The organism is Erysipelothrix sp. P66 (assembly GCF_038682365.1).
GTDB classification, from domain to species: Bacteria; Bacillota_I; Bacilli_A; order Erysipelotrichales; family Erysipelotrichaceae; genus Erysipelothrix; species Erysipelothrix piscisicarius.
Genome location: NZ_CP152290.1, coordinates 753,686 through 777,361 on the forward strand (window position 1 = coordinate 753,686; position 23,676 = coordinate 777,361).

The window sequence follows — 23,676 nt, forward strand, 5'->3', positions numbered from 1 at the left end:
ACAAAAAATTGTTTCCGTCCTCGGGCACCATTTAAAATTTAAACCCACTATTAAGTGGGTTTTTTCGTATTTGAATATAAAAATGTTACCAGAAGGTTACCAAAAAGTTACCAAAAATTATAGATCGTTTAATTTTTGAAACATCTCGTCTTTTCTTTGAGGGAATAAATGACCGTATGTTTCGTTTACCTCATGGACGCTATGGCCAAGTCTATCAGCAATATCCTTGGCTTCCCACCCAATGTCAATCAGCGTCGAAACGTGAGTATGTCTTAATTCGTGAAATGTGAACCAAGGGACATTTAAAAATCCACCATAACTATTTCTTGAAATACCTAATGCTTCAATTTCTTGAGCAACTTCTGGGTTCACTTTATTCCAATATGCTATTTTGCGATTATCTAGTGTAGATTTAGGTATTATATGATGATAACCAAATAAAAAATAATTTTCACTATTATTAGGATATTCATTCAGTACTCTATCAAGTGCTGATGCACATACATCTGGTATTTTAATAATTCTTTCATGATCATTTTTTGTATGTGTAATAATTCTATTCTTGGTATCATAATTAGTCCGAATATGTAGTGTCTTTTTTATTTTGTCATAGTCTTTGATTTTTAAAGCTAGTAATTCTCCTGAACGAAGTCCACACCAATATAAAACACTATATATTGCATAATCGATTGGATTGTCAACAACTCTCATAAATGTATCAAATTGAGATTTAGTTAGAATTGTCATTTTTTTCTTTTCTTCATACTCTCTTCGTAACGCTATCGGTATTTTTTCAAACGGATTAGTTTCTATGTATTCGTATATTCGTGCGAAATTTAATACAGATTTAAATTGTGTTTGAATGTTTTCAAGATACTTATTTCTGAAAAAAGGACCATCTTTTTTACCACGAACTCTCTTTTTTAGCAGATTATTTTGCCACCGTTGGATATCACGAACTGTAATGTGTTCAATGTTTGTGTTCCCAAAGTAAGGTAATATGTGTTTACTGATGGTTTGTTCTGATCTTAAGATTGTTGATTTCTTTTTCGACAAAGAAATATTGTTGAGATATTATTCTACCACATGATTTAATGTTACCGTTTCAACATAATTATCATAATTCTTGTTAATTTCTTGTTAGGGGTTAAGTGGCAATCAGGAATTGGATTTAAAGGATAGATTATGAGTAATACAGAATTTATTGGATTACTCTTTCTAGTAGGAATCCTAACAATTGTATCAATTTTCAAACTCTCCGTTTCGATTACGAAGTTCACGGTATCAGTTGACAACTTACTTGAATGGCAAAAGTCCAAAGATGATAAAGATGTCGAGCAAGACCGCAGACTGAATGAATATGAGGGACGTTTAGAAAAGATTGAACGTACGAACTTTATTAATGATAGAGTATAAAAAAAACACTTTCTGAATTGAAGGTGGTTTTGAGAAATTCATTCGTCTTTAGAGATTAATTATCCAATTTACCGCAGCTTATTGATTACATAAGAGAAAATGATAATATATTAGTATCAAAGCCATTGGAAGTAGGACCTCATTTATTAGGGGTTTCCGAAGCGATGGCTTTTTTTATTTTCAATGGATGGGAAGTGACTTATTAGTAAAGAATGGGAATGATTAATAATTAATTAAATCCAATATTTTTATGGCAGTGCTAGTATGAGTATGGAACTAATAAAATTGTATAATATAAAGTCTATTAGAGAAATTTAATTCTGATGGATAAATCAGAAAATATCCGTTATCATATGAATTAAGAGTGTATTTCTTATTTATTGCAGGGGGGGGAGAATATGTCATATATTTGCAAAGCGTACCAGTTACCAAAAGAATATAAGTTAAATAGTATAAATCATCGATTAGTATTATCAAATGTTAATCATGGAGATAATTTTGATTATGATTTTAGTGATCTCATCAATATTGTAGATTTGAAAGATTCTTTAAACTATCTAAAGTTTTTTAAAAAAAATGAGCCTACATATCGCTTTGAGAGGAATTATAACAAAAGTTTAAAAGAATGTAAAAAAAATCTAAAGGGGATTAGTTTAGCAATGAATACATTTATATCTAAGTTATTTAACGAGAATACAATTATTAGTTATGTCCAATTAACGCCTTTCTTTAGAATAAATGCGAAGAGTGGTCATATTATTCAAACTTTTTTTTCTTGTTTAGAGCTGTCTACTGGAGTAAAATGGTTCATTGTTGTCGAACCGATTAGCGAGTTGCCATATCATTCGGACTTAGGATTTCATGCTGACCCAACTAATAAGAGTTTTTTCACGGCAGAGGAATTGAATATATTTACTAATACTTTTATTCATTCATTTGATAGCACAGCACGCTCAGCAATTCTGGGACCCGATAATTTATATAAATACAAATGTGTTCGGGAACATTCTATTATTGATGGGAAAAATATTCTGGCATATTCCTTAAACTACAAATTAGATATCATAATAAAAGAAAATTTTAATTTTGACATTTTAAAATCTAAGGAGCAACGTTATATTACCTTTTCGGTAGATAATTTTGTAGAAAAAACTATATCAAATTCTATAAATTACTCTATCTTCATGAATTTAGAAGATTGTGCAATTAATCTAATTTCAAATGGACGGGAAATAAAGCAGAATGATATTTTCTACGTATATTTATTAAAAGGTTTATTATTACTCACTGTGCAGGAGGAATTTATAAAGTTAATTAAGAATAGGCAGTTAAGCATTTACGAGAAGGATATTCTAATTAGGTATAGTAAGTTTTTAAAAACATGTAGGAAAGAATTTGAAATCACATATTCTGTGGAAGTTCAAAATTCACTTAGACTTTTAAGAAAAAAGATAAATAAAGAAACGTATGAAAATTTAAAACCCTTTATTAGTTTTCTTTTTGATATGGCTAGCCTCATTTTGAATAAGTAATAATTTGTAGTTAAATTATAAAAAAAGGGAGGATTTCTATAAAATGGTTAGAATTGAAAAAATTGACACATCTAACAATGCTAAAATTTTTGCAAATATGATTAATGATTCACCTAAAACATACTTTTTAGATGGTAAATGGGGAAGTGGAAAAACTGAATATATAAAAGAGGTTGAGAAATATCTACGAAAAGATATCCGTGTTATAAATGTGGAGTTGTGGAAACCCAAAGATAAAAGCACTTTATCTCAATTAATGTTTGAGAGCATTTATCCGTTTAAATCTAAATTAATAAATAGAACTATTAAGTTATTTATATTCCTTTCTGTTATGGGGAGTATATTTATTGCATTTAAAGGTTTTTCACCAAAAGAATTTTCAGTATCGGAATCTGAATCAATGTTATTTGGGATGATCTTGTCAATTTCAACAATCATAACAACGTTATATACGTTTATTGGTGCAAAATGGGTTGATTTGGATCGTTACTACATGGGTAAATCAATGCAATCGCTTATTGATATTGGAAGGCCTAAACTTTTAATTATTGATGATTTCGATAGATTAGAAGAGAGTGTACGTAATGAATTGTTTTTGATTTTTAATTCAATACACGGTAGAACGAGAGTGGTTTTTATAGGAGATTTACACAATCTTGATAATATTAAACTTGATTATATTTCAAAAATAATAGATAAAAAAGTTAGTTTACCCTATCCACTGCATTCATCTAATATTGCGGTAGAATTATTAAAAAAAATCAAGGAAATTATTGGTAATAATTATATCCAGTTAGATAATATAAAAGATATTTTTGAAAAAGAGAAGCGTACAGCCAGAGACGCGAATCATCTTCTTACCTATATTCATCAGGAATTAATCAGTAATGATAAATTAGGGAAAGTTCAAATTTCTCAGCAAATCTTAATAATATATCTCTATTTATTCCACGTTAGACTTTATCAAAATCTTGTAGACCAACTATTACCTCAAATAGATGAAAAAAAACAGGAATTATATAATATCAAAGGGACGGATAACTACGTAATTGACCCTAATGTGAATGACGATATAAAATCCGATGCAGTATTATATACAAATTATTTGTTGCAACCGAATGTCAATAATCCTACTGACTATATTTCAAATAGAAATGCCTATTATATTAATGAAATTGTTAATACACACTCCATTTTTCAGTTACAAAGTATTTTGAATGATAATAATCTAAAATTGAGAAAAATCTTTTTGGATTCCAACAACTCACTACTATATTCAGAGTTTTTGAATTATATTACTCGAATGAGTGAGGATGAATACCGAAAAGTACAATTAATATTGGAAGAAAACGCTATAAGAGCACTGAAATCTGAAGTTCGTCACGTTCCAAATGATTTAATTAAACATATTTTCCAACGTAAGGTGGAAGAAACAAACAATTATTTTCCTCATCAAAGTAGACGTGATAGTTTAAATTCACAGAAAGTATTCATTCTTTTTGATAAAATGTTCGATAGTTATGAAAAAAAACACGAGTTGACAATACCAATTTTAGAAAGAGTTTTTTATTATAGGAGTACTTTAAATTTAGAGGGAACTTTTTGGTTTGAAAATAATATTGAAATCGGACAAATTCCCTACTTAAATTATGATCGTATTAAAGAGACTTATTCTAGTAATGCTAATGAAAGAATAGAATCACAAGATTTCGGAAAAAAAGATTATGATGTGGAGGCTTTGCTAGTTTTAATGAATACACAATTAAATAGAGATAGTATTTACGAATTCGAAGAAAATAAAGAGTTAATTGAAAAGCTAAAAAATAATGAATACTTGGCACTTTGGGATGCTTTTGGAATTAGACCAGAAACTGACTCAAAGATTGGGCAGTACCTAGTTTATGGAGATGTACTAGACTTTCCCTATGGTAATCAGAAATACAAGGAAGTTGTTCTTGAAAAAATTATTTCCATAACTAATTAGCAAATTTTTATGAAATTAGATTTTTAATATTGTAGAAAGAAGATAATTATATGCATAATAATACACATAATAATACACTAATTATTATTGGTAATGGTTTTGATTTACATCATGGATTAAAAACTCAATACAGTGATTTTTTTAGTAGTTATTACGAAGAACAAAGTGTTGCTAAATTCCAGAGGATCTTAGCAGAAAATGTTGATCTAGATTTGACGAATAATTGGCTAGACATAGAAGAACTTATTGCTATAGCACGAAAAGAGAGTGCGCGTGAGGAAACCGACCAAATAATTCGTAACAATAATGAGTTTACAGGGTACTATTCAGAATTTTCAAAAACCATAGAGGATCTTAAAATACAATTTATAAAATATCTGTTAGAAATTTATAAACCTGGAAATATCGAAAAAAATCTTTGTTTACATGAAATTTTAAAACCTGGTAATTTAGTTGTTAATTTCAACTATACTAATACAGTTCAAGACGTATATGGTATAGAATGTATTCATCCTCACGGTAGTCTCGAAGAAAATTTCATTGTTTTGGGGCATGGTCTAGAATCGATTCCTCATAACTTTGTAGGTGGTCACTATGACAGATATAATAAAGACTATCTAAGGGATGAGCTAAGATTTATAAGGGGTCTTAAATATAATAATTATTCGAGTAATCAAATCGAAGAAGCACATAATTACTATGTTCAGGAGATATCGATTAATAGAGGTGTTGATGGCCACGGTGCTGGTCTGATCGTGAAAAACTATTCAAAATTATTGGAGTATGGTATCAAAGCTTTTATTGAAGATTTAAGTAATAATTATAAATCTATTCCTTTTAAATTTGGAATCCCAAAAGATAAACTAAAAATTGTTGATACATTAATTGTCTTAGGTCATAGCATTAAGGCTGATAAGGATTTTTTTTGAAGGTATTGATGAATTGTGTAATATTCGCGAAGTAATTGTTTACTCTCATAACAAAGAATTGCAAGAAGAAATTGAACGTATTAATACACTTAGAAAAATTTATGGAAGTGCAAGAGTGATTACTAGATCTTATTTGGAGTATGAATGATATGCTTCATACGAACATATTAAAAGGTTACCAAAAATCTACAAAAAAACTGAATTAGAGTGATACTAACTTGTTCATAAATGACAAAATTCGAAAAAATATACTCTATTAAGTGGATTATTATTAATTTATGTATAATTAATTTCTATGTATGATTTCTTTAATTAAAACCGTCCTCGGGCACCATTTAAAATTTAAACCCACTATTAAGTGGGTTTTTTCGTATTTGAATATAAAAATGTTACCAGATGTTTACCAAAAAGTTACAATAGTTATGTGCATATGATTATAACTCATAGTGCTAGCCATTGGTTGTCTTGTCAAATACATTATTCTACGAATGGATTATGGTTTTTTAGGGGTGTTGCACTTAATTTACTATTTTAATCAATACAAAAAAACCGCTCCTTTGGTGGTGCGGTTGAGACTTAAATTTTAAGCACTTTCCTATGTTTATCTATATTTTCCGGCTTTCCAACGCTTTCCACATTGCATGCAAGTGATAAACACTTTCTTTGATCCTATAATACCTGTCCAGAAGGTAAAGCCTTTTTTATTAGATGATAATTGTGTACATCCACATTTAGGACAACACAATTGGCCTGTTCCTAATTCTTTACCTCGTTTTTGAGAAATCTTAGCCACTCTGTTCAATTTTTTAGTTTGTTTAAAATCATCTCTATCTTTCTGAAATTCTTCTGATTGAATTGTATTTTTTGTAATTTTAGGCTTACTGGTGAAATCATTCGATGTAGCAACCCACACATAAATAGTAAGACTTATACAAATTACGCCCATAAGTGTTGCAATTGTATCAGACTCTCCTGTTAACCCAAACACGATAGATCCAGCAATCCATATTATTACGGTTGCAATCCATTGTTCTTTTTTACTTTTAGCTTTCCACATAATAATAACCCCTCCCATATATGAATATAATATAGCATAAATAAGATTGAAGGGATACATTTCATAAATCCATATATAACTAGAATCATTTTAACTGTAAATAGTGGCTATAAATACTTCAATTCACGGTAATTCTTTATAGATTATTTTCATCTTCGAACACAATTTATATCACATTTAGGTTTTATTATTTTATTTTTAATGATGAAGGTGTTTGAATTGTTACCAGATGGATACGCAAAATAATAGAAGAAATAATTTTCTCGATATGATTTTTGAGGTAGGTTGATGTTTCACTTAAAATGAATCTATATCGGAAGACAGATTACCAATGCACTTATTATTTTTTATTTTGACAAAGTGTCTTGATTATTGACCACGTTATGGTAAAATCTGTGTAAGGGCTTTCTAAGTTGAAGCATGATTTTATAAGGTATGAATAATATCGATAGATGCTTTTTCTATAATCAATATCGGAGTATTTCTTTGAGAAAAGAATCGACTATAAACTATTAGATAGTAGCTTTTTATTTTCAATTTTAGCATTTAAAACGTAACCTATGATCCAATACATAATGAACAAGTTATTTAATCTTATAGATTCAAATCAATAGAGCAGAATGCATGTTCTGACATAGTCATCGAATTGGCTTACCAGCACCTAGTCATAGTAGAAACGGGTCTTCAGGGGAAGATTTGTTTATAATTCGTACTCCCTAGATCTATTTGTACAAGGTAAGTGCAGTGTTAAAAAAGAGAATTATATTCAAATATTGAGTGTAGTTTATTATTAATAAAATTATGAGGGGGAATATTATGAATAAAAGTAAACAGGCAATGAAACTTGGAGAAACAACATTTGGTGCAGGCTTTTTTGCTTTTGTTGCACTAAGAATCGCACATGTGTTTTATGCTGCCGATCGGAGTATAAGTGGAGACTCATGGAACATCTTCTTACAATTTAAAGGACTTACAATGATTAATCTCTTGTCATATGCATTACTTGTATTTTCGATAATAGCTTTTATTTATTCTTTGCTTAATATTGTTAAAGAATAGCCCATATGGATATGAATCAAAAAAATCAGATTCAATCTATCTATTTGGAAGAAATCATTTAGTTTGAATATCTACAGCCCTATAAATGAGTATAGCTTTGTTAGTGCGGTAAATGACCGCACTTTTTTATAAAAAATGGGTTTTCTTCATTATGTAGAAATTCACAGTTTAACACCATGATGTTAGACAATGAATAAGATGAAAATACTATGTTTATAAGTCTTATGTTTATGTGGTAAATTCCTTAAATTGGAATAATCCTACATAGATTAAAGTTGATAAAAAACATGTATAATAAAATTAACAGGAGGAATTTGAATGAAAAGGTTCATGATCGTATGGGTACTTGTTTTAGCGTTCATTTCCGGTTGTAGTAAGCAAGACATGCTTAAGACAATGCAAGATGATATTGAGTTAAATGGTATTGAAAGTGTTCGCATAGAGAGACATATCGGTCCAACTGTTTTAGAACGTGAAGTGAATGCTGAAGATATCCCAGAACTCGAAGACGCATTAAATGAATTTGAGGTAGAGAAAATCTCTAAGAGTAAAATGGAAGTTATCTATGGTGGAATGATAGTACTAACAATAAATCTAAAGAGTGGAACTACTTACGAATTTAACAATGTAGGTAATTATTACTTGATCGTGAATAATGAGAATTATGTTATTAAAAATAATAGTTTTAAACCATTTGATAGGTGGGTCGATGCGGTATTGTAGCGATAAACTTTATACTGATTTAATACTTTCGAAAAATTATTGAGAATTATTGAATTAGGTATTACTCGATAAAAGAATATATATGCAAAGTGCGAAATCATTCGCACTTTTTTGTCATTTAAGAGTAAAACGACAATTAAAAAAATTCCGTATCTAATTTAATACTGAGATATAAAATGGAAGTATTATATGCAATAATCTAAATATTTCCTAAATAAAATCGTGTCTTTAATACGAAATAGCGGAGTAAAATAGGGGCTTTTTTTGTGTTATATTTTATGCGTACACAAAAGAATAGGAGGGTGATTATGAGAAAAACGTTTTGTGTATTGGTTTTTTTGATTTTTACTATGGTGTTAGGAAGCATCGTTGATTTATCCGTCCAAGCGAATGAACCTGCTGGACCAACGGACTATAATTGTTATTATTATGGTTTCGACGGTCGTGCAAATAGAAAAAGAGCGATAGTTTCAAGTGTCGTTGATAAAGAGACGTATAGCCCAAGTGGTATTGAATGGGATTATTCGTCTTTAAAAGGACTCAACATGTTTTTTTCGATTCATAATTCTAGAACGGGTAAGGAACAAAGAGAAGTTCTTTTTATGAATCATGACTCGGGTTGTTTTACAATAACAAATACCAATACAAAGAGAGGAACTCAATATGATCTACGAGCTCGCAGACAAAATATATGGGATAGTGGGTATACACAAGTTTCGGGATCTTGGAGACCGTAAGACTTTAAAATAGGATAGGAATTGTAAGATGCTTTCACGTAACGTAAGAAAAAATAGTGATTATCTACTAATTGTATTGCTTTCTACATCTGTATTCTTCATTTCTCTTGAATCTAATAATCACACGCTATCAACGCTTTGGGAAGGATTTCAGAATGGTTTTAAGTTTTCGGGAATCGATGCGTTGGAATTCGGTGGAGAGAATAATTGGTGGCCATTTTTTCATCAAAGTGTAGGGTCCTACATTAGTATGATGATCTGGGGCTCGAATTTATTTCAATTATTACTTCCTCTATTTATCACTATTGTTGGGATAAACATCTACCTAAAGAAGAACAATGAGTACTTTTTTGAGTGTTATCGTTTTGATTGTTATTCAAAATTCATACGGAAGAAGATTTTTGAAGAGTCGCTTAAAGTCTCAATAGCAATCTTCGTGGGTTATTTAATTTTCTATATATTCGCCTCATTGTTTGGAAGCAAAGTGAGTGCAGATGATATACAATTTGGTATTCCGGTAAAACTATTCATAGATTGGCTGCCGAAAGATTTCTTTTTAAACCACTGTAGGCTGTATCACTTATTATGGGGAATTTTTGTATTCTTTGTAGTCCCATTAATCTATGGTGTCGCATATGGTTTTGTAGTCCCTTATTTCACAAATTTGCCTATGGCAACACTAGCATTTACGATGTATTTTATTTCTTTTTCAATCGCAAGTTCATTATTTATCCCTTATAACTCCGTTTTTAGATATATGTTCGATCCATCAGCTGTGATCGTTTCAGGAGCTTATAGTTATCCTAATACACTTATGTATCTATCGTCACTGCTGGTTCCGATTATCTCAGCAGTAGTATTGTACTTTATAAGTTGTCGTCGCTATGAAGTTTAGAAAAATAAAAAAAATCTTACCTTGTATGATGGTCCTCCCATTACTGACCATCACTTTTATACACTTAGTAAACGTACACCTTGATACGGCACATGGATTCCAAATTTACGATGAGTATAAGGTATATTTTATGAACTCATCTGCATTCAGCAGAGTCGGACTCTATTTCAAAGACATAATAATTTTTGGGGTATTGAATCTGATTGTGTATTACTTGTTTCTCTATACAGATACCGTAAGTGAACAAGAAACGTCAATTCATATGTTTATGATGTCACGATTTAAAAGTATAACCCGTTATTGGATCTATCTATTTTTAAAATATTTAAAGAACTCCTTCGTGATAATTATGGGTTATGGAGCACTTTTAGTTGCTTTTTCGAACACTCAACACGTTCGTTTCGTTTTGTCTCCTAATAGTTTAGTTGAACTTTTTTTACAGGGCATCAAGATAGCACTCTTGATGGTATTTTTAAAACTACTTTATAATTTTATAAACATAGCAACAAAAAACGGTTCCCGATCAATTCACAAAATATTTACTGTATTTATGTTGTTGTTAGCAGATATAATCATCGGCAAGTATCATTTAATTGTAATGCCTGACACGTATGATATCAATTTACGGTATATCTCAATCTATATATGTTTCATTGTTATGACTTATTTTTTATACTGGGGTCATTCAAAAAAGATTGGAGAATATTATGATTAAGATAAGAAATGTATCGAAGCGATTTAAAAAAACAGAAATTTTCGAAGACGTCTCTTTGGAACTTCCGAAGGGAAAAATTGTAGGACTTGTTGGCGAGAATGGATCTGGAAAAAGCGTCCTAATGAAGATGTTATGCGGCTATTCTAAACCCAACACAGGAGCAATCAATGTGTATGGTGAAACATTAGGTGTAAACCGTGACTTTCCAAGGAGTGTTGGTGTTTTAATTAATGACTCGCATTTCATCAAAAATTACACAGGTATGGAGAATCTCGAGTACTTGATAAATATTCGTAAACAAACGGATAAAACCTTCCTTAACGAATTAATTCAAATCTTCGATATGGAACGCAATATTCACAAGCGATATAAGGCTTATTCGTTAGGAATGAAACAAAAGTTAAGAATTATTCAAGCGTTCATGGAACAACCCAATCTCGTACTCTTAGATGAACCCTTTAATGCTCTTGATAAAAGGTCAACAATGGTACTCATTGACTTAATGAAAAGATATATTAATAAAGACCGAATCATTATCTTCACAAGCCATGAGTATCAACATATCGAGCACCTAGCAGATACCGTCTTAACAATACAAGATAAAAATGTCATTGTTGATTACGCATAAAAACCAATCAATTAAACATTGATTAAAAAACACGCTCATGTAACTGAATCTATGTCAGTCAAAGAGCGTGTTTTGTATATGATTGGGTACGTTAAATCTTAGAAATCTACTGAATCAGGATCGAGTGCTACTTTCGCGGTACCTTTTAACGAGTCTATGAAAGTCATTGTTTCTTGATCTAATTCAAAATCAAATACTTGATGGTTTTCAATAATTCTACTTGTAGTTACTGATTTTGGTAGAGGTAAAAAACCATGTTGAATCGACCAACGTAGAACAACCTGCGCTACTGTGCGGTTATACTTTTGAGCGATTTCTTGGAGTTCTTTAACCTCGAAGATACTGCCTGTTCCAAGTGGGCTGTATGCTTCGGTTAGAATACCATGTGCTTTATTGTATGCTACAAGTTCTTCTTGCATGTCACTTGGACTTAAAGTAAATCTGATTCACACTTGGTTTAATCACAGCTGTTTTTAAAAGTGCGTCAAGGTGATGTGGGTGGAAATTAGATACCCCAATGCTCTTAACCTTACCGGCACGATAAGCCTCTTCCATGGCTCTCCACGCCTCAGCGTTTGCTTGTTCCCAAGTATCACGAAGTGGGAGCGGGTTGGGCCAGTGAATAAGGTAGAGATCGACATAATCCAATTGAAGTTTTTTCAATGATATATCCAAGGCTTCTAAAGCACCTTCGTAAGAGTGAGCGTCATTCCATAGTTTTGTTGTGATGAAAAGCTCCTCACGAGGAATGCCACTTTTAATAATTGCACGACCAACACTTTCTTCGTTACCGTAAACGGCAGCAGTGTCAATATGGCGGTATCCAACTTCCAGTGCATCGAGTACGGATTGTTCCGCAATCTCACCATCTGGTGTTTGCCATGTACCAAAACCAATTACAGGAATTTCCAAATCATTATTTAAAGTATATGTATTTTTCATAGGTTCCTCCATGGATAAAGTATATCAGTTTTAAGTCTGATAACGCATGGATATACATCAATCTAAGATGAAATTAAGATGAACATCGACCTTGGTAATCAATTATGAACTTTATTGAATAAGCATCGATCGTGAATCGTATACATTGTTTTGAATCGGATGGGAGTCGATATGATATAATATGAATAAGAAAATTGAAAGTGGGAATTACATGAACGGAAAAAATCGTCGAGATATAACAATAGGCGCCCATGTTAATGTTGTGTTGAAACAAGACCAACGTACAGGGAAGCTTACAGAAGGGTATGTAGACCGTATTCTTACAAACAGTTCACATCATCCACATGGCATCAAAGTAATGTTAGCTGACGGACGAGTGGGACGCGTCCAAGAAATTTTAGAAGACTAAAAGGATTTCATTTTGAAATCTTTTTTTTATGATTTAAATTCTCGTTTCGTTATATTTTATCCATCGATAATATTTATTTGTTTTTACTTTGATTATGATATGATGGGTTTATAAGAAATCTGTCTATCGTAATTTTAGTATCAGGGTTTAAAGTGGTTTTTGACGACAGACATTACTAAGAGATAACAGGCGGGTATCCAATATGACAAATAAAAAGTATCGTCCGATTTTAAGGGAAGGTGAACATCTCGTTCAATCGAAAACGAATGAACATCGTGTTAGAGGCGTGAGCCAAGATAGTCATAATCGTGTTACAGATATTGTGGAATGGGAAGTCGTTGATGATGATTATGGATTCGATCATTCCTACTATGAATCGGATCATCTTAATCAAGCACGTGATGATTCAGTCAAAGAGAGCCTAATTGGGTTATTGTCTGTAATTGTGGCTGTTAAGGTGAGTGAACATATTATTATGCCATGGTGGACTAATAAGGCAAAACCCTTCTTTAAGAAGAAGTTCAATCGAAATGTGTCAACCGAATCGAAAAGCACAATAGAAATCGTTCCATCGGAATCCATTAAGGAGGCAGTAGATGTAATGATTGATCGATCGCAATACGAAATGAGTCATGATGCATACGAGGCACATTTACAGGAATTGGTTTTTGCGATGATGCGTTTTGCTTATGAGTATCGAATACTAAGTCAAGCGGTTGTTGTTGATTCTTTACAATCAGAAGAGAATTTTAATATCAATCAACAAGATTATTTTGAAGTTTCAGAAAGAATTATCTCGGAAGTAGATCGCTTGTTGACACATGATTGTATAACTTTGAGTAACAACTCAGAGAAAATATTTTTGGAAAGTTTAGGAGGGGGCATTAAATCGGATGGCATTTACCTTCCAGTTCAAATCAATCAATTCCAACCAGAGGATATTAATCATCCTGGTGTCCTATTTTAAATCGAATAAATAAAAGATAGGGAAAAGGTATAAAAACTTATTAAAAATCTTTAATGGTTTATGTCATTTTAATGGCATGGGCTATTTTTAGGAAACGCTTTTAAATGTGTATCATAGTTTCAATTCGTAATTATACAATTATAATAACTCTAAATTGAACACAGGAGACAAATATGATGATAAAATATCGAAAAGTGAATTTTGAAACAATGCATGAAGTCAATCTGGATGCATTCGTTAAATTATCAGAAGAATGGGAACAGGAACAATGCAGTTCGGCTTATAGTGCCAATACTAAAGACTACTATAGGGATAAGGAATTATTTATGGCAATGGATGGAGCAAAGATTATAGGTTATGCATTGGGAACAATTAAAGAATTATCACAAGCGACATCGTACAATCAAGTTGGTGAACGTGTCTTCGAGCTGGATGAATTGTTTGTCTCGAAACCTTATCGAAATCAGAAGGTTGGGCAAGGATTGTTTAAGTTTGTGGAAGCGTGTGTGGCCTCACAGGTCGATTTGATTGGAGTGATTGCGAATGCATCGGATTACCAAAAACTATTAAGTTTATATATTGAAGATCTCGGTATGGATTTTAAACATGCTCTACTGATTAAGCGAACACATGATCATAATGGAAAGATATCATAATAAAAAACTCACGTCTCTGTGAGTTTTCTTTTATCAAATCTCAACCGCACCACTTTTACTTTTATTAAAGTCTATCTCATAGGCCGTTTTGAAGTCAAATATTTTTCGCGGCATTGAGTTAATTTTGAAGCAAATATCATCAAGATATTGTTGCGCTATATCATACATTGATTTTCCTTTTGGTATAAACCTTCTCACGATTGCATTCGCTCTTTCATTGGTTCCACGTTGAAAAGAACAGTATGGATCACACTTATATAGTTTCACACCCAACCGCTTGGCTGTAATGCCTAATGTTTTAAATTCAAGTCCATTATCGACTGTTATCGATTTCGTGGTTATATTATTCTCTTCAATAAATTTTCGAATTAAGTTTGATGTGTAATAGTCATATCGATATTCTGCTTTAATAAGCCAGGTCATTCTTGAGCAGCGGTCTACAATGGATATAATCGCTGCAGATTCATGTTTCTTACCGATTATAGAGTCGATTTCGAGATGGCCAATCTCGTTACGTTCCTCAATGTATTTAGGTCTAAGGCTAATTGGAAGTACTGTTTTCTCTTCCAAGTTCCATTTCAAGTGATTCATCATTCCACTAATTCTCTTTTTACGTTTTCGACGTTTATAGCACATTCTATTTGGTTTTATATCAAGTTTACCTTGATTAATCCAGTTATAGACTTGCTGCGATGAAACACACGGTTTATATGGATGATATCGTTTATAGTTACTCAAGCATACTTCTACCGAATGAACTTTAGGATCATAATGAGAATGCAGATATTCGATTAAGTGGGAATATTTTTCTCGAATATCAATCGTTCGTTTCTTATAGACATTATTTTTATATCTAGAAATCGTAGAATGAGATATATTGAGTTTACGTGCTGCCTTGCGCATAGAGTAGCCGATGCTTAATAGAATATCAATTTGGTCTTTCATTTTTTTATCTAATTGTTTATACTTCATATGGGAGCTCCTTTTAGTCGGGTGGGCTCCTTTTATTATACAAAAACAACCGCACCTTGGGTGGTGCGGTTGAGATTTGAATTTAGGAAAACTCACGTCTCTGTGAGTTTTTTTTCCATTTTCAGGTCTTTGTGTCACAATTTTTGGCGTTTCAAGACAAAGATTGAACCGCACATGTTGAATATCTATAATAAAATAACGCTACAGAAATACTACCGATGTACTGTGAAATGTATTTTCATAGTGTGAGGTTCAATCACATGGTATTATCATCTTAATATACTACATTAAATTTTTAATCCATAGGCTAAAAACAGGAGGGGATTCTATGATTGAATTGATGAATAAATCTGAAAAATTTAAACTTGAATTATTGATCGTTTCATTGAAGTCGGGTTCCCAAGAAACCTTCTATTCACAACGCCATGAAAGTCGTCTTGTTCAAGATGTTTTGCAAGATGTTTACGAAGTAACGGGAACTCAATATGAGAGTCTCGGTGCTCTTCAACAAGAAGAAAAGTACTATTTAAGAAATATTGCTTATAAAATGTTTGCGTTTTATGCGAGTCAAAGTAAGTGTGTGGCCATGATTTCGCAAATCTTAGAGGATTTTAGGTCGGATGGACACTGTCACCTAAATAAGATCGAAGACGCATTACATATTTCGCGCAGTACGGCCTATCGTCGCATTCAAGAAATTAATGATGTGTTTTCCAACTACGATTTGCGTTTTGATTTGAAAGAAAATTCAATTGTGCTTGCGGGTCATCCTTTAAATTGCTTGTATCACAGTTACCGCTTTATTAAGTTATTTACGCCACGTCAATTTACTTTGGCCGATCTAATGATGATTCAGTGTCATTACCAAAATGCGACATCGGTGTTGGGGCAATACTCACTTTTTATAAATACAGATAAAGCCTCTTTCATTAATATTCCAATCGATCAAGTTCTGCATGATACGTTCCAATTAAATCAAACATTATACAGTTCAGAAGTTCATGATCGTATTCTTAATTTGTACATGCAAACTGATATCGATCATGTTCATACTATGGAACGTATCAAACATCAAATTGCATCCTATTATGGTTGGACCAATGAGACGCTGGATGTGACTGAGTTGCTTGTGATTTACACGCTGTGTGAAAATATCGTGGTCGGAGAATCGATGTTGCATGAACAGCTTCAAACGTTATTTGAGTCAAATGTCCATGATATTAATGTTGAAGCGCTCTTGAGTTCGTATGAACTCCCCCAATCATTTCTAAATTTTTTGGCCCTCACCATGCCTTTTAAACCCACTCATTTGCCAAAAGTATCGATTTATTTGGATTTTGCTTATGATTTTATTTTACGAGACCAAATTCAGACGGAATTAAGTCATATCTACAATCCATCGTTGATTGAGTTTGTTTTTGAACCAACATCCGCCGCCCTTATCATTACAGACTCATTTACCGTTGGGGTGGACCGTCTGAAAGATACCGTGATAGTTTCAACTGTTACGGGCGGTCGTGTTTCCGCGTTAACTTCAATCAGTCAACTTTTAATTGAAAAACAAATGAGAGGGGGTCATTGATCATGTGAAAGGGGGTTGTGTTTTTCAAAATGTGTTTTTTCGAAGCCAGGCTTTCTATTTGTATTGATGATATTTCTAATTAAAGTATAGAGGAGAATAATATATGATTAAAAAGAAGGTTATGATTGCATCTGCATTAAGTTTACTTGTCTCAGGAATTACCCCTTTAATGGCTTTGGAAGCTTCAGAAAACACTGTCACGCCTATTTTAAAAGCAGGAACGGTAGAAGATTTAATACCGGATGCTGCTTTACGTGAGATTATTGCAACAAAGCTTAATATAGCTGTTGAAGATTTAACACCAGCCGATTTATTAAATGTTACGATATTGGATATTGATAAAGCAGATGTAGCGGATTTAACGGGAATTGACCAACTTGTTAATGTTCAAACCATTACCATTCAAAATACAAATGTTACATCCCTTGAACCCATTAAAAATTTACCGGTATTATCAAATATCGTTTTGCGTAATAATGCGAATGCGATTGAAATTGGTCCAAATCTTGGAACCAATCCCGTGTTGAAAACGCTTGAGATTAAAGGGGATCATGTTACGGATTTAGAAGTTATTGTCGATGCGAAGGCAAGCTTAGAATCCTTATCAATTACGTTTGCGGAAGCTCATTATGCCGGTGCTGATTTTAGTTGGATTGGTCAATTGGATAATCTTGAAACCCTACTATTAACAAAAAATGGTTTAACGGATATCTCGTTTGTTTCAAGCCTAGCTCATTTAAGAACGTTTGGTGCAGCACAAAATAAAATTAGCGATATTTCATTTTTAAATCAAATGCCACAAACTGAAATGGATATGATTACGTTAAGTGTCAATGAAATCGAAGACATTAGTGCACTTGCTCATTTTGATGCCATCGGTTACTTATCAATTGGAAACAATCCGTTAAGTTCAATTGTTGCTTTAGAAGGCAAGAAGATTTCAACGATAAACCTTGATAATTCAGGATTAAACAATGATGATATTGGTGTCATCTTAAGCATTGCGATTGCGCCAGATGGTCCTAATGTTGGTTATGCCAATAGTATCAGCCTCGATCAAAATCATATTTCTGATATTTCATCTTTAAATGATATTTTAGCACTTCGTCCGGGTGTTATGATTTACGTTAATGAGCAGGGAATTTATGAAGATGCCGTCGAACTTCAAGGTGATTCATATGCTCAAAAAATTGAACTTATCGATTATGAGGGTCAACCACTCGTGTGGGTCGATCCGCTTGGAAGTCATGCAACGGGAACATTTGATGACACGACATCCACGATGAACTGGACTAATTTTACGGTAGACACGGGTGAAATGATTACTGAATGGTCTTATCACCGTGTTTATAATGGTGGTGAACTTGAGTTTAAAGGAAATGTAATCACACCCTTTTCAAAAGTAACGGTAAAAATTGATGTTGAAGACAGTACGCTCTATGTTGGTGATACGTGGAAATCGGAAGATAATTTCGTCAAAGCAAGTGACTCTCAGGGAAATGAGATTGCCTTTGAGGATATTACTGTTGAAGGGGTTGTTGATACGACTAAGCCAGGTACGTATTTAATTACCTATCGATATGGATCCACTTCCTCAATTGCGACGGTTGTGGTCAAAGAAGACTTAACGCGTATTAACGCAAAAGACTCGACGATTCATGTTGGTGATACGTGGGATGCTAAAGATAACTTCGTGTCCGCAACAGACAAAGACGGGAATGCTATCGCGTTCTCACTGGATACTATTGACGTCAAAGGTTCCGTCGACACACAACAAGTAGGCGAATACACGATTATGTATAGCCTAAAATCTAAGACACGTAGTGATGAAAAGAATACTTATGCAGAGATAACAGTTCACGTTATTGATGATAATGCACCGGTAATTCCTGAGAAACCTGAAACACCCGATCCACTTCCTAATACAGGAATTTCAAAATCATACTATGGTGAAGCAGTCATTGGCTTCGGTGCTTTGTTACTTGTTTTAGAAGTGATAAAAGCAAAGCGTAGCGAACACTAAAACGTATGTTTTTCTTAAACAGGCATGAAAATTATCATGTCTGTTTTTTTATGTTTTCAGTACATGACGATTTTTTTATTTTAGAGTATATCCTTCAAATTTATATAAAAGAGGTTGACGAATCGCTAAAAATCGAATATTCTAAATGCGAACACTTTGCATTTAGAATAAAGGAGATAGGATACCGTGAAGAAAAAAATTGTTGTTTTACTGTGTGCATTTATGTTTTGGTTTCAAATACCTGTACATGCTGCATCCATTACCCTCGAGGATGAAGGGATTCGAAATGCCGTCCAACGGGCATTGAAATCAAAAGAAAATGCCTTTGATTTAGAGTCTTTAAAGGGAATAGAGGATTTAAATCGATTTCCAGTTCGCAATACCAAAAGTCTAGATGAATTTGAATACATTCCAAACTTAAAGAAACTGATGATTATGAATTCAGGAGTGCGGGACTATACCCCACTCAAGCACTTAAATGAATTAAAGAGTCTCTTGATTACTCAGTTCAAGAAAAATGATACACAATTTGATGCGGATGTTCTGAAAAATATTCATCTTACTCAACTTGGATTTCAAAATATTAATGTCGTTAATCCAGAGCGTTTGCCCAACACAATCTGTGATTTATCGATGGTAAATACCGGAATGGAAGATGCGAACTTTCTGAGAGGTTACCAAGAACTTGAGCGTCTTATCGTTCGGGATGAACGGATTAATCCAAGGACGTTGAGTCTTAATCATCCCCAACTCCAATATTTGACGCTTGAATCGTTGGGGCTTGAATCATTGCCAGATGTAGCCCAACTAAACCAACTTGTCTTTGCGAATTTCAAAAATAATGAATTGAAAAATGTAGATTTATTGAAGACGTTACCGCAACTGAAAGAACTTGATCTTTCCAAAAATAGAATCTCTGATTTGAGTCATATCCCAAGTTCAGTTACAGACTTGAAAGCATTTGACCAAGTTGCGGAAGTTGACCTTTTAGAACATGAAGGTGTGTACTCATTTAAGAATCCATTTAAGTGGATTGATGGAGACGTAATTAAGCCTGATATTTTCTCGGATAAAATCACATATGATAATGAAAACCATCAATTTACACTTAAAGATCTTGATTTAGTTCATGAGATTCGTTTCTTAAAAAAAGATTTGAGTGATGGAGAAAAAATGATGACGGGTCGCTTGAAAATTGGTCGTATTGTGAAAACGAGCCCGCTTATTCCGCTGCAGCCAATGCCCAAAGTAAATTTACCTCAAGAATTTATGACATCTTTAGGAAATCCGTATTTGTTTGAGTCACTTTTAAAGGATCATCCAGAGATTCAAACAATGACGTTGGATGTACCTGTCGACTATGATGTTGAAGGTACGCTCAAGCGCAATCTTAATGTCGTTTTTAAATCAGGACATGTGGTTTCTCATCCAATAACAATTGTAATCTCGCCAAAGATTTCGCAAGAGGAAAAGAACACCCCAAAACATGATTTAGATACCCAAAATCGACCAGAACAACACGAGGATAAATCCCACTCAGTGATGCCACCTGAAATAAAATCTACGAATAAATCCAAAACGATAACAAATAATAAGGACGAACCAAATACCTTGCCGTTGACGGGCGTTAGCGAACGTGATACTGTTTCACACTACTTAATTGTTTTTGGTATGTTACTTCTCGTTTGTCGATTTGTACGCCATCGCACATGTGAATAACTCATTTAAAATAACAAATTATTGTAGTTGAAAGTGAGTCATACCAATGACTTTTGACGAATTGCTGCCGTTCAACTATGAATGGTAGAGTTCGTGTTGAGATCATAAATTAGGTAATATAAGATTTATTTGTGAATGTATATAATCATAAATGCAGAGGAGGGTATGTGATGTTTAAGAAAAAACATTATTTTATGGTATTTATACTCATGACTGGTTTGATTCTAAACATTTTGGGGACCGCTTCAGTTCGTAATGTATATGCGGATAATCGTTATATTACCAAAATGACAATTACAGATAGTAAAGGGAAGCCACTTTCAAACATTAATCAATGGACTGATGTCCAATTAAATTTTGAGTTTGAACTTCCTAACAATACAGTGAAAAAAGGGGATACCACCCTTATTCAATTACCAAAATCATTACGACTTCTAAAAGATCAAGAATTTAATATTGAAAATAAAAAAGGCGATGTTATTGCTGTCGCAAAAGTGGATGCTCAAACTAAAACAATATTAATGACCTATACCGATTATCCCGAACATCATTCAGATGTCAGTGGAGGTCTTTTTGTAAATGTTCGCATTGATACACAAACCATTACTGAAAAGCAATCGGTTCCTATATGGATTGATATTGACGGTCAATCTTACTTTGTTGGTGATTTGGAATACGAAAAAGTTGGTGATAATCCTTCTGAAAAATTTACTAAATATGCTTGGTTTAATAATGATAACGGAACTGAACTCCGTTATGTCTTAAGAATCAATGGCTCAGCCGCAACGTATAATGATGTTCATGTTGAAGATTCATTGAAATCACCGGGATTAAGATATGATGTTTCAAGCTTTAAAATTACACAAGGTATTTGGCGTGTAAATGATGCAGGCTCATTTGTCTTGGACGAAAGTCGCGATGTAACGGATAAATTTCAAATATTGATAAATGAAGATGCAACCCAATTTTCTGTAGATTTCGGTGATATAGATAAAGTCGGTTATCGAATTGATTACAAAGTACTTTCGAACCATGATGCCTTAAATGGTGAATCGTTTGAAAACTATGCCGTTATGAAAGCCAATAAGGAGATAATTAGGGAACGAGATACGGAGCTTACATTTCAAACATCGGGAGGATACGCAAATGGATATCATTACACGATTCGAATTCTTAAGAAAAATGAATCGGGCACACCCTTAGCCGGTGCGAAGTTTGATGTCATCCGTGATTCAGTTGGGCAGTCAGTAGGTACAATCACAACTGATGAAACTGGGATTGGAGTACTCACGGGTCTTTTAAAAGATCACTATACAATAAAAGAACTTGAAGCTCCAAAAGGGTATATGCGACTAGATAAAGAACTGCGCATCACAGAAAATGATTTTGATGGGACGAAAGAATATTATACTGAGATTATTAATAAGCGTTTTATCGATACAATTTCAATATCGGGTGAAAAAATATGGGACGATGATTATAATCGTGATGGAATTCGACCCGATCAAATTGCGGTTCGTTTACGTGCAAACGGTGCAGACACGACTTATAAACAATTTGTTTCAGCCGAAACAAATTGGAAGTATACATTTTTAAATATTCCAAAGTTGGATGATGCTGGCAATGAAATTGTGTATACAGTCCATGAGGACGCAGTGCCGGGTTATGATTCTGTTGTTGAGGGCTTAACCATTACGAACCGTCATAGTCCAGAACAGATTGAAATTAAAGGTAAGAAATACTGGCATTTTGACACAAAAAGCGAAGCGGTGTCACCAAATACTCAACCATTCAATCAAAGTGTGGTTCCAAGTGAAATAACGGTTAATCTCTATGCAAATGGAACTAAAATTGAATCGAAAACTGTGACCAAAGATCAAGGATGGGCATATCAATTCCCAAATCTCCCGAAATTTTTGGATGGAAAAGAAATTCTCTATTCAATTGACGAAGATGAAGTGGCAGGATTCGATTTAACCGTAGATGGCTTTGACCTTCATAATCGTTATCAATCGAATACTATATCACATCAGGTTTTAAAGGTATGGGATGATGACAATAATCGGGATGGTCTACGTCCGCTATCGATTCAGGTGCAATTATATGCGAACCAAGTTCCTTATGGTAATCCAGTTAACCTTGATGAAAGTATGCAATGGATGTTTACTTGGAGTGATTTGCCAAGATTTGATTCAAACGGAGTAATAGTTGATTATCATGTTCAAGAGGTGTCGGAAGTTCCAGGATATCAAAGCAGTTCAGTGCTTGAAAATGGAACAAAATCAATTCTTACTAATACTCATGTTCTCGAAACTATTTCAATCCAAGGCCAGAAACTGTGGAACGATCAAAATCGAGAAACCATGAGACCAAACTCTATTTCGATTCGACTTTATGCTGATGGGGTTCATGTCCAATCGAAAGATGTTTATGCAAATGATGGATGGAAGTATTCCTTTGATATGTTACCAAAATACAAAGAAGGAAAACGTATTCGTTATACAGTTGATGAACTACCAATTCAAAATTATCAATCAACAGTCGACGGATTTGATATCACCAATCATTATCAACACCAATCCAAAACGAAGACTTTGCCGCAAACTGGAATTACAGATAATCAGATCGGATCAATCTTTGTTTTCTTAGGCATGGCATTGATGGCTATTAAAAATCGTGAATAGATCTTAAAGTTTTAGATTGAAAAAGCTCGTAAGCCTTTGCTTCGGGC

At 33.2% G+C, this 23,676-nt stretch carries 21 protein-coding genes; 16 read left to right on the forward strand and 5 right to left on the reverse strand.

All coding sequences use genetic code 11. The features are described 5' to 3' along the window. Positions 1 to 117: 117 nt before the first annotated feature. Entirely contained in the window at positions 118 to 1,062 is a 945-nt protein-coding gene (locus AAG186_RS03750; RefSeq protein WP_342622100.1) for a site-specific integrase, read from the reverse strand. 123 nt (positions 1,063 to 1,185) lie between these two features. Here AAG186_RS03750 and AAG186_RS03755 point away from each other — a divergent pair, with 123 nt between their 5' ends. The 4 genes from AAG186_RS03755 (at position 1,186) to AAG186_RS03770 (ending at position 5,861) form a co-directional block, all read left to right on the forward strand. Continuing rightward, entirely contained in the window at positions 1,186 to 1,416 is a 231-nt protein-coding gene (locus AAG186_RS03755; protein WP_275164229.1) for a hypothetical protein, read from the forward strand. A 398-nt stretch (positions 1,417 to 1,814) separates the two neighbouring features. Beyond that, positions 1,815 to 2,948, forward strand: coding sequence for a hypothetical protein (locus AAG186_RS03760; RefSeq protein WP_342622037.1), 1,134 nt, complete (start codon positions 1,815 to 1,817; stop codon positions 2,946 to 2,948). A gap of 43 nt (positions 2,949 to 2,991) precedes the next feature. Then, positions 2,992 to 4,932 (forward strand): P-loop NTPase fold protein, encoded by a 1,941-nt coding sequence (locus AAG186_RS03765; protein WP_342622038.1) that lies wholly within the window; start codon positions 2,992 to 2,994, stop codon positions 4,930 to 4,932. 50 nt (positions 4,933 to 4,982) lie between these two features. Further along, positions 4,983 to 5,861 (forward strand): AbiH family protein, encoded by an 879-nt coding sequence (locus tag AAG186_RS03770; RefSeq protein ID WP_342622039.1) that lies wholly within the window; start codon positions 4,983 to 4,985, stop codon positions 5,859 to 5,861. Between the two features lie 601 nt (positions 5,862 to 6,462). Here AAG186_RS03770 and AAG186_RS03775 read toward each other — a convergent pair. Next, the gene (locus AAG186_RS03775) at positions 6,463 to 6,918 is read right to left on the reverse strand and encodes a hypothetical protein (RefSeq protein WP_342622040.1); all 456 of its coding nucleotides are present in this window, start codon (positions 6,916 to 6,918) and stop codon (positions 6,463 to 6,465) included. Between the two features lie 816 nt (positions 6,919 to 7,734). Between AAG186_RS03775 and AAG186_RS03780 the strand changes: the two genes are divergently transcribed. From AAG186_RS03780 to AAG186_RS03800, 5 genes are all read left to right on the forward strand, one after another. After that, on the forward strand, positions 7,735 to 7,977 hold the full coding sequence (locus tag AAG186_RS03780) for a hypothetical protein (RefSeq protein ID WP_342622041.1): 243 nt from the start codon (positions 7,735 to 7,737) through the stop codon (positions 7,975 to 7,977). Positions 7,978 to 8,295: 318 nt separating this feature from the next. Continuing rightward, positions 8,296 to 8,700 (forward strand): hypothetical protein, encoded by a 405-nt coding sequence (locus AAG186_RS03785; RefSeq protein WP_342622042.1) that lies wholly within the window; start codon positions 8,296 to 8,298, stop codon positions 8,698 to 8,700. A 308-nt stretch (positions 8,701 to 9,008) separates the two neighbouring features. Next, the gene (locus AAG186_RS03790) at positions 9,009 to 9,437 is read left to right on the forward strand and encodes a hypothetical protein (protein ID WP_161636567.1); all 429 of its coding nucleotides are present in this window, start codon (positions 9,009 to 9,011) and stop codon (positions 9,435 to 9,437) included. A gap of 670 nt (positions 9,438 to 10,107) precedes the next feature. After that, positions 10,108 to 10,332, forward strand: coding sequence for a hypothetical protein (locus AAG186_RS03795; RefSeq protein ID WP_342622043.1), 225 nt, complete (start codon positions 10,108 to 10,110; stop codon positions 10,330 to 10,332). A 707-nt stretch (positions 10,333 to 11,039) separates the two neighbouring features. Beyond that, positions 11,040 to 11,675: an ABC transporter ATP-binding protein gene (locus tag AAG186_RS03800; RefSeq protein WP_342622044.1), complete on the forward strand. Its 636-nt coding sequence runs from the start codon at positions 11,040 to 11,042 to the stop codon at positions 11,673 to 11,675. Between the two features lie 98 nt (positions 11,676 to 11,773). Here the strand turns inward: AAG186_RS03800 and AAG186_RS03805 are convergent, their stop codons facing one another. Further along, positions 11,774 to 12,094 (reverse strand): aldo/keto reductase, encoded by a 321-nt coding sequence (locus tag AAG186_RS03805; RefSeq protein ID WP_342622045.1) that lies wholly within the window; start codon positions 12,092 to 12,094, stop codon positions 11,774 to 11,776. A gap of 1 nt (position 12,095) precedes the next feature. After that, positions 12,096 to 12,617, reverse strand: coding sequence for an aldo/keto reductase (locus AAG186_RS03810; RefSeq protein ID WP_342622046.1), 522 nt, complete (start codon positions 12,615 to 12,617; stop codon positions 12,096 to 12,098). 181 nt (positions 12,618 to 12,798) lie between these two features. Between AAG186_RS03810 and AAG186_RS03815 the strand changes: the two genes are divergently transcribed. The 3 genes from AAG186_RS03815 (at position 12,799) to AAG186_RS03825 (ending at position 14,649) form a co-directional block, all read left to right on the forward strand. After that, on the forward strand, positions 12,799 to 13,026 hold the full coding sequence (locus tag AAG186_RS03815; protein WP_342622047.1) for a YwbE family protein: 228 nt from the start codon (positions 12,799 to 12,801) through the stop codon (positions 13,024 to 13,026). A gap of 202 nt (positions 13,027 to 13,228) precedes the next feature. Beyond that, positions 13,229 to 13,993, forward strand: coding sequence for a hypothetical protein (locus AAG186_RS03820; protein WP_342622048.1), 765 nt, complete (start codon positions 13,229 to 13,231; stop codon positions 13,991 to 13,993). A 173-nt stretch (positions 13,994 to 14,166) separates the two neighbouring features. Further along, on the forward strand, positions 14,167 to 14,649 hold the full coding sequence (locus AAG186_RS03825; protein ID WP_244660407.1) for a GNAT family N-acetyltransferase: 483 nt from the start codon (positions 14,167 to 14,169) through the stop codon (positions 14,647 to 14,649). Positions 14,650 to 14,682: 33 nt separating this feature from the next. Here AAG186_RS03825 and AAG186_RS03830 read toward each other — a convergent pair whose 3' ends face one another. Next, positions 14,683 to 15,621, reverse strand: a complete 939-nt coding sequence (locus AAG186_RS03830) for an IS30-like element ISErh4 family transposase (protein WP_342621592.1) — start codon at positions 15,619 to 15,621, stop codon at positions 14,683 to 14,685. A 328-nt stretch (positions 15,622 to 15,949) separates the two neighbouring features. Between AAG186_RS03830 and AAG186_RS03835 the strand changes: the two genes are divergently transcribed. From AAG186_RS03835 to AAG186_RS03850, 4 genes are all read left to right on the forward strand, one after another. Beyond that, positions 15,950 to 17,203 carry a helix-turn-helix domain-containing protein gene (locus AAG186_RS03835; RefSeq protein ID WP_342622049.1) on the forward strand — a complete coding sequence of 418 codons (1,254 nt, stop codon included), beginning with the start codon at positions 15,950 to 15,952 and terminating at the stop codon, positions 17,201 to 17,203. Positions 17,204 to 17,306: 103 nt separating this feature from the next. Further along, complete coding sequence (locus tag AAG186_RS03840) at positions 17,307 to 19,226, forward strand: bacterial Ig-like domain-containing protein (RefSeq protein ID WP_342622050.1); 1,920 nt, start codon at positions 17,307 to 17,309, stop codon at positions 19,224 to 19,226. A gap of 186 nt (positions 19,227 to 19,412) precedes the next feature. Continuing rightward, positions 19,413 to 20,945 carry a leucine-rich repeat domain-containing protein gene (locus tag AAG186_RS03845; protein ID WP_342622051.1) on the forward strand — a complete coding sequence of 511 codons (1,533 nt, stop codon included), beginning with the start codon at positions 19,413 to 19,415 and terminating at the stop codon, positions 20,943 to 20,945. Positions 20,946 to 21,115: 170 nt separating this feature from the next. Beyond that, positions 21,116 to 23,629, forward strand: a complete 2,514-nt coding sequence (locus AAG186_RS03850; protein WP_342622052.1) for a Cna B-type domain-containing protein — start codon at positions 21,116 to 21,118, stop codon at positions 23,627 to 23,629. The last annotated feature ends 47 nt before the right edge of the window (positions 23,630 to 23,676 follow it).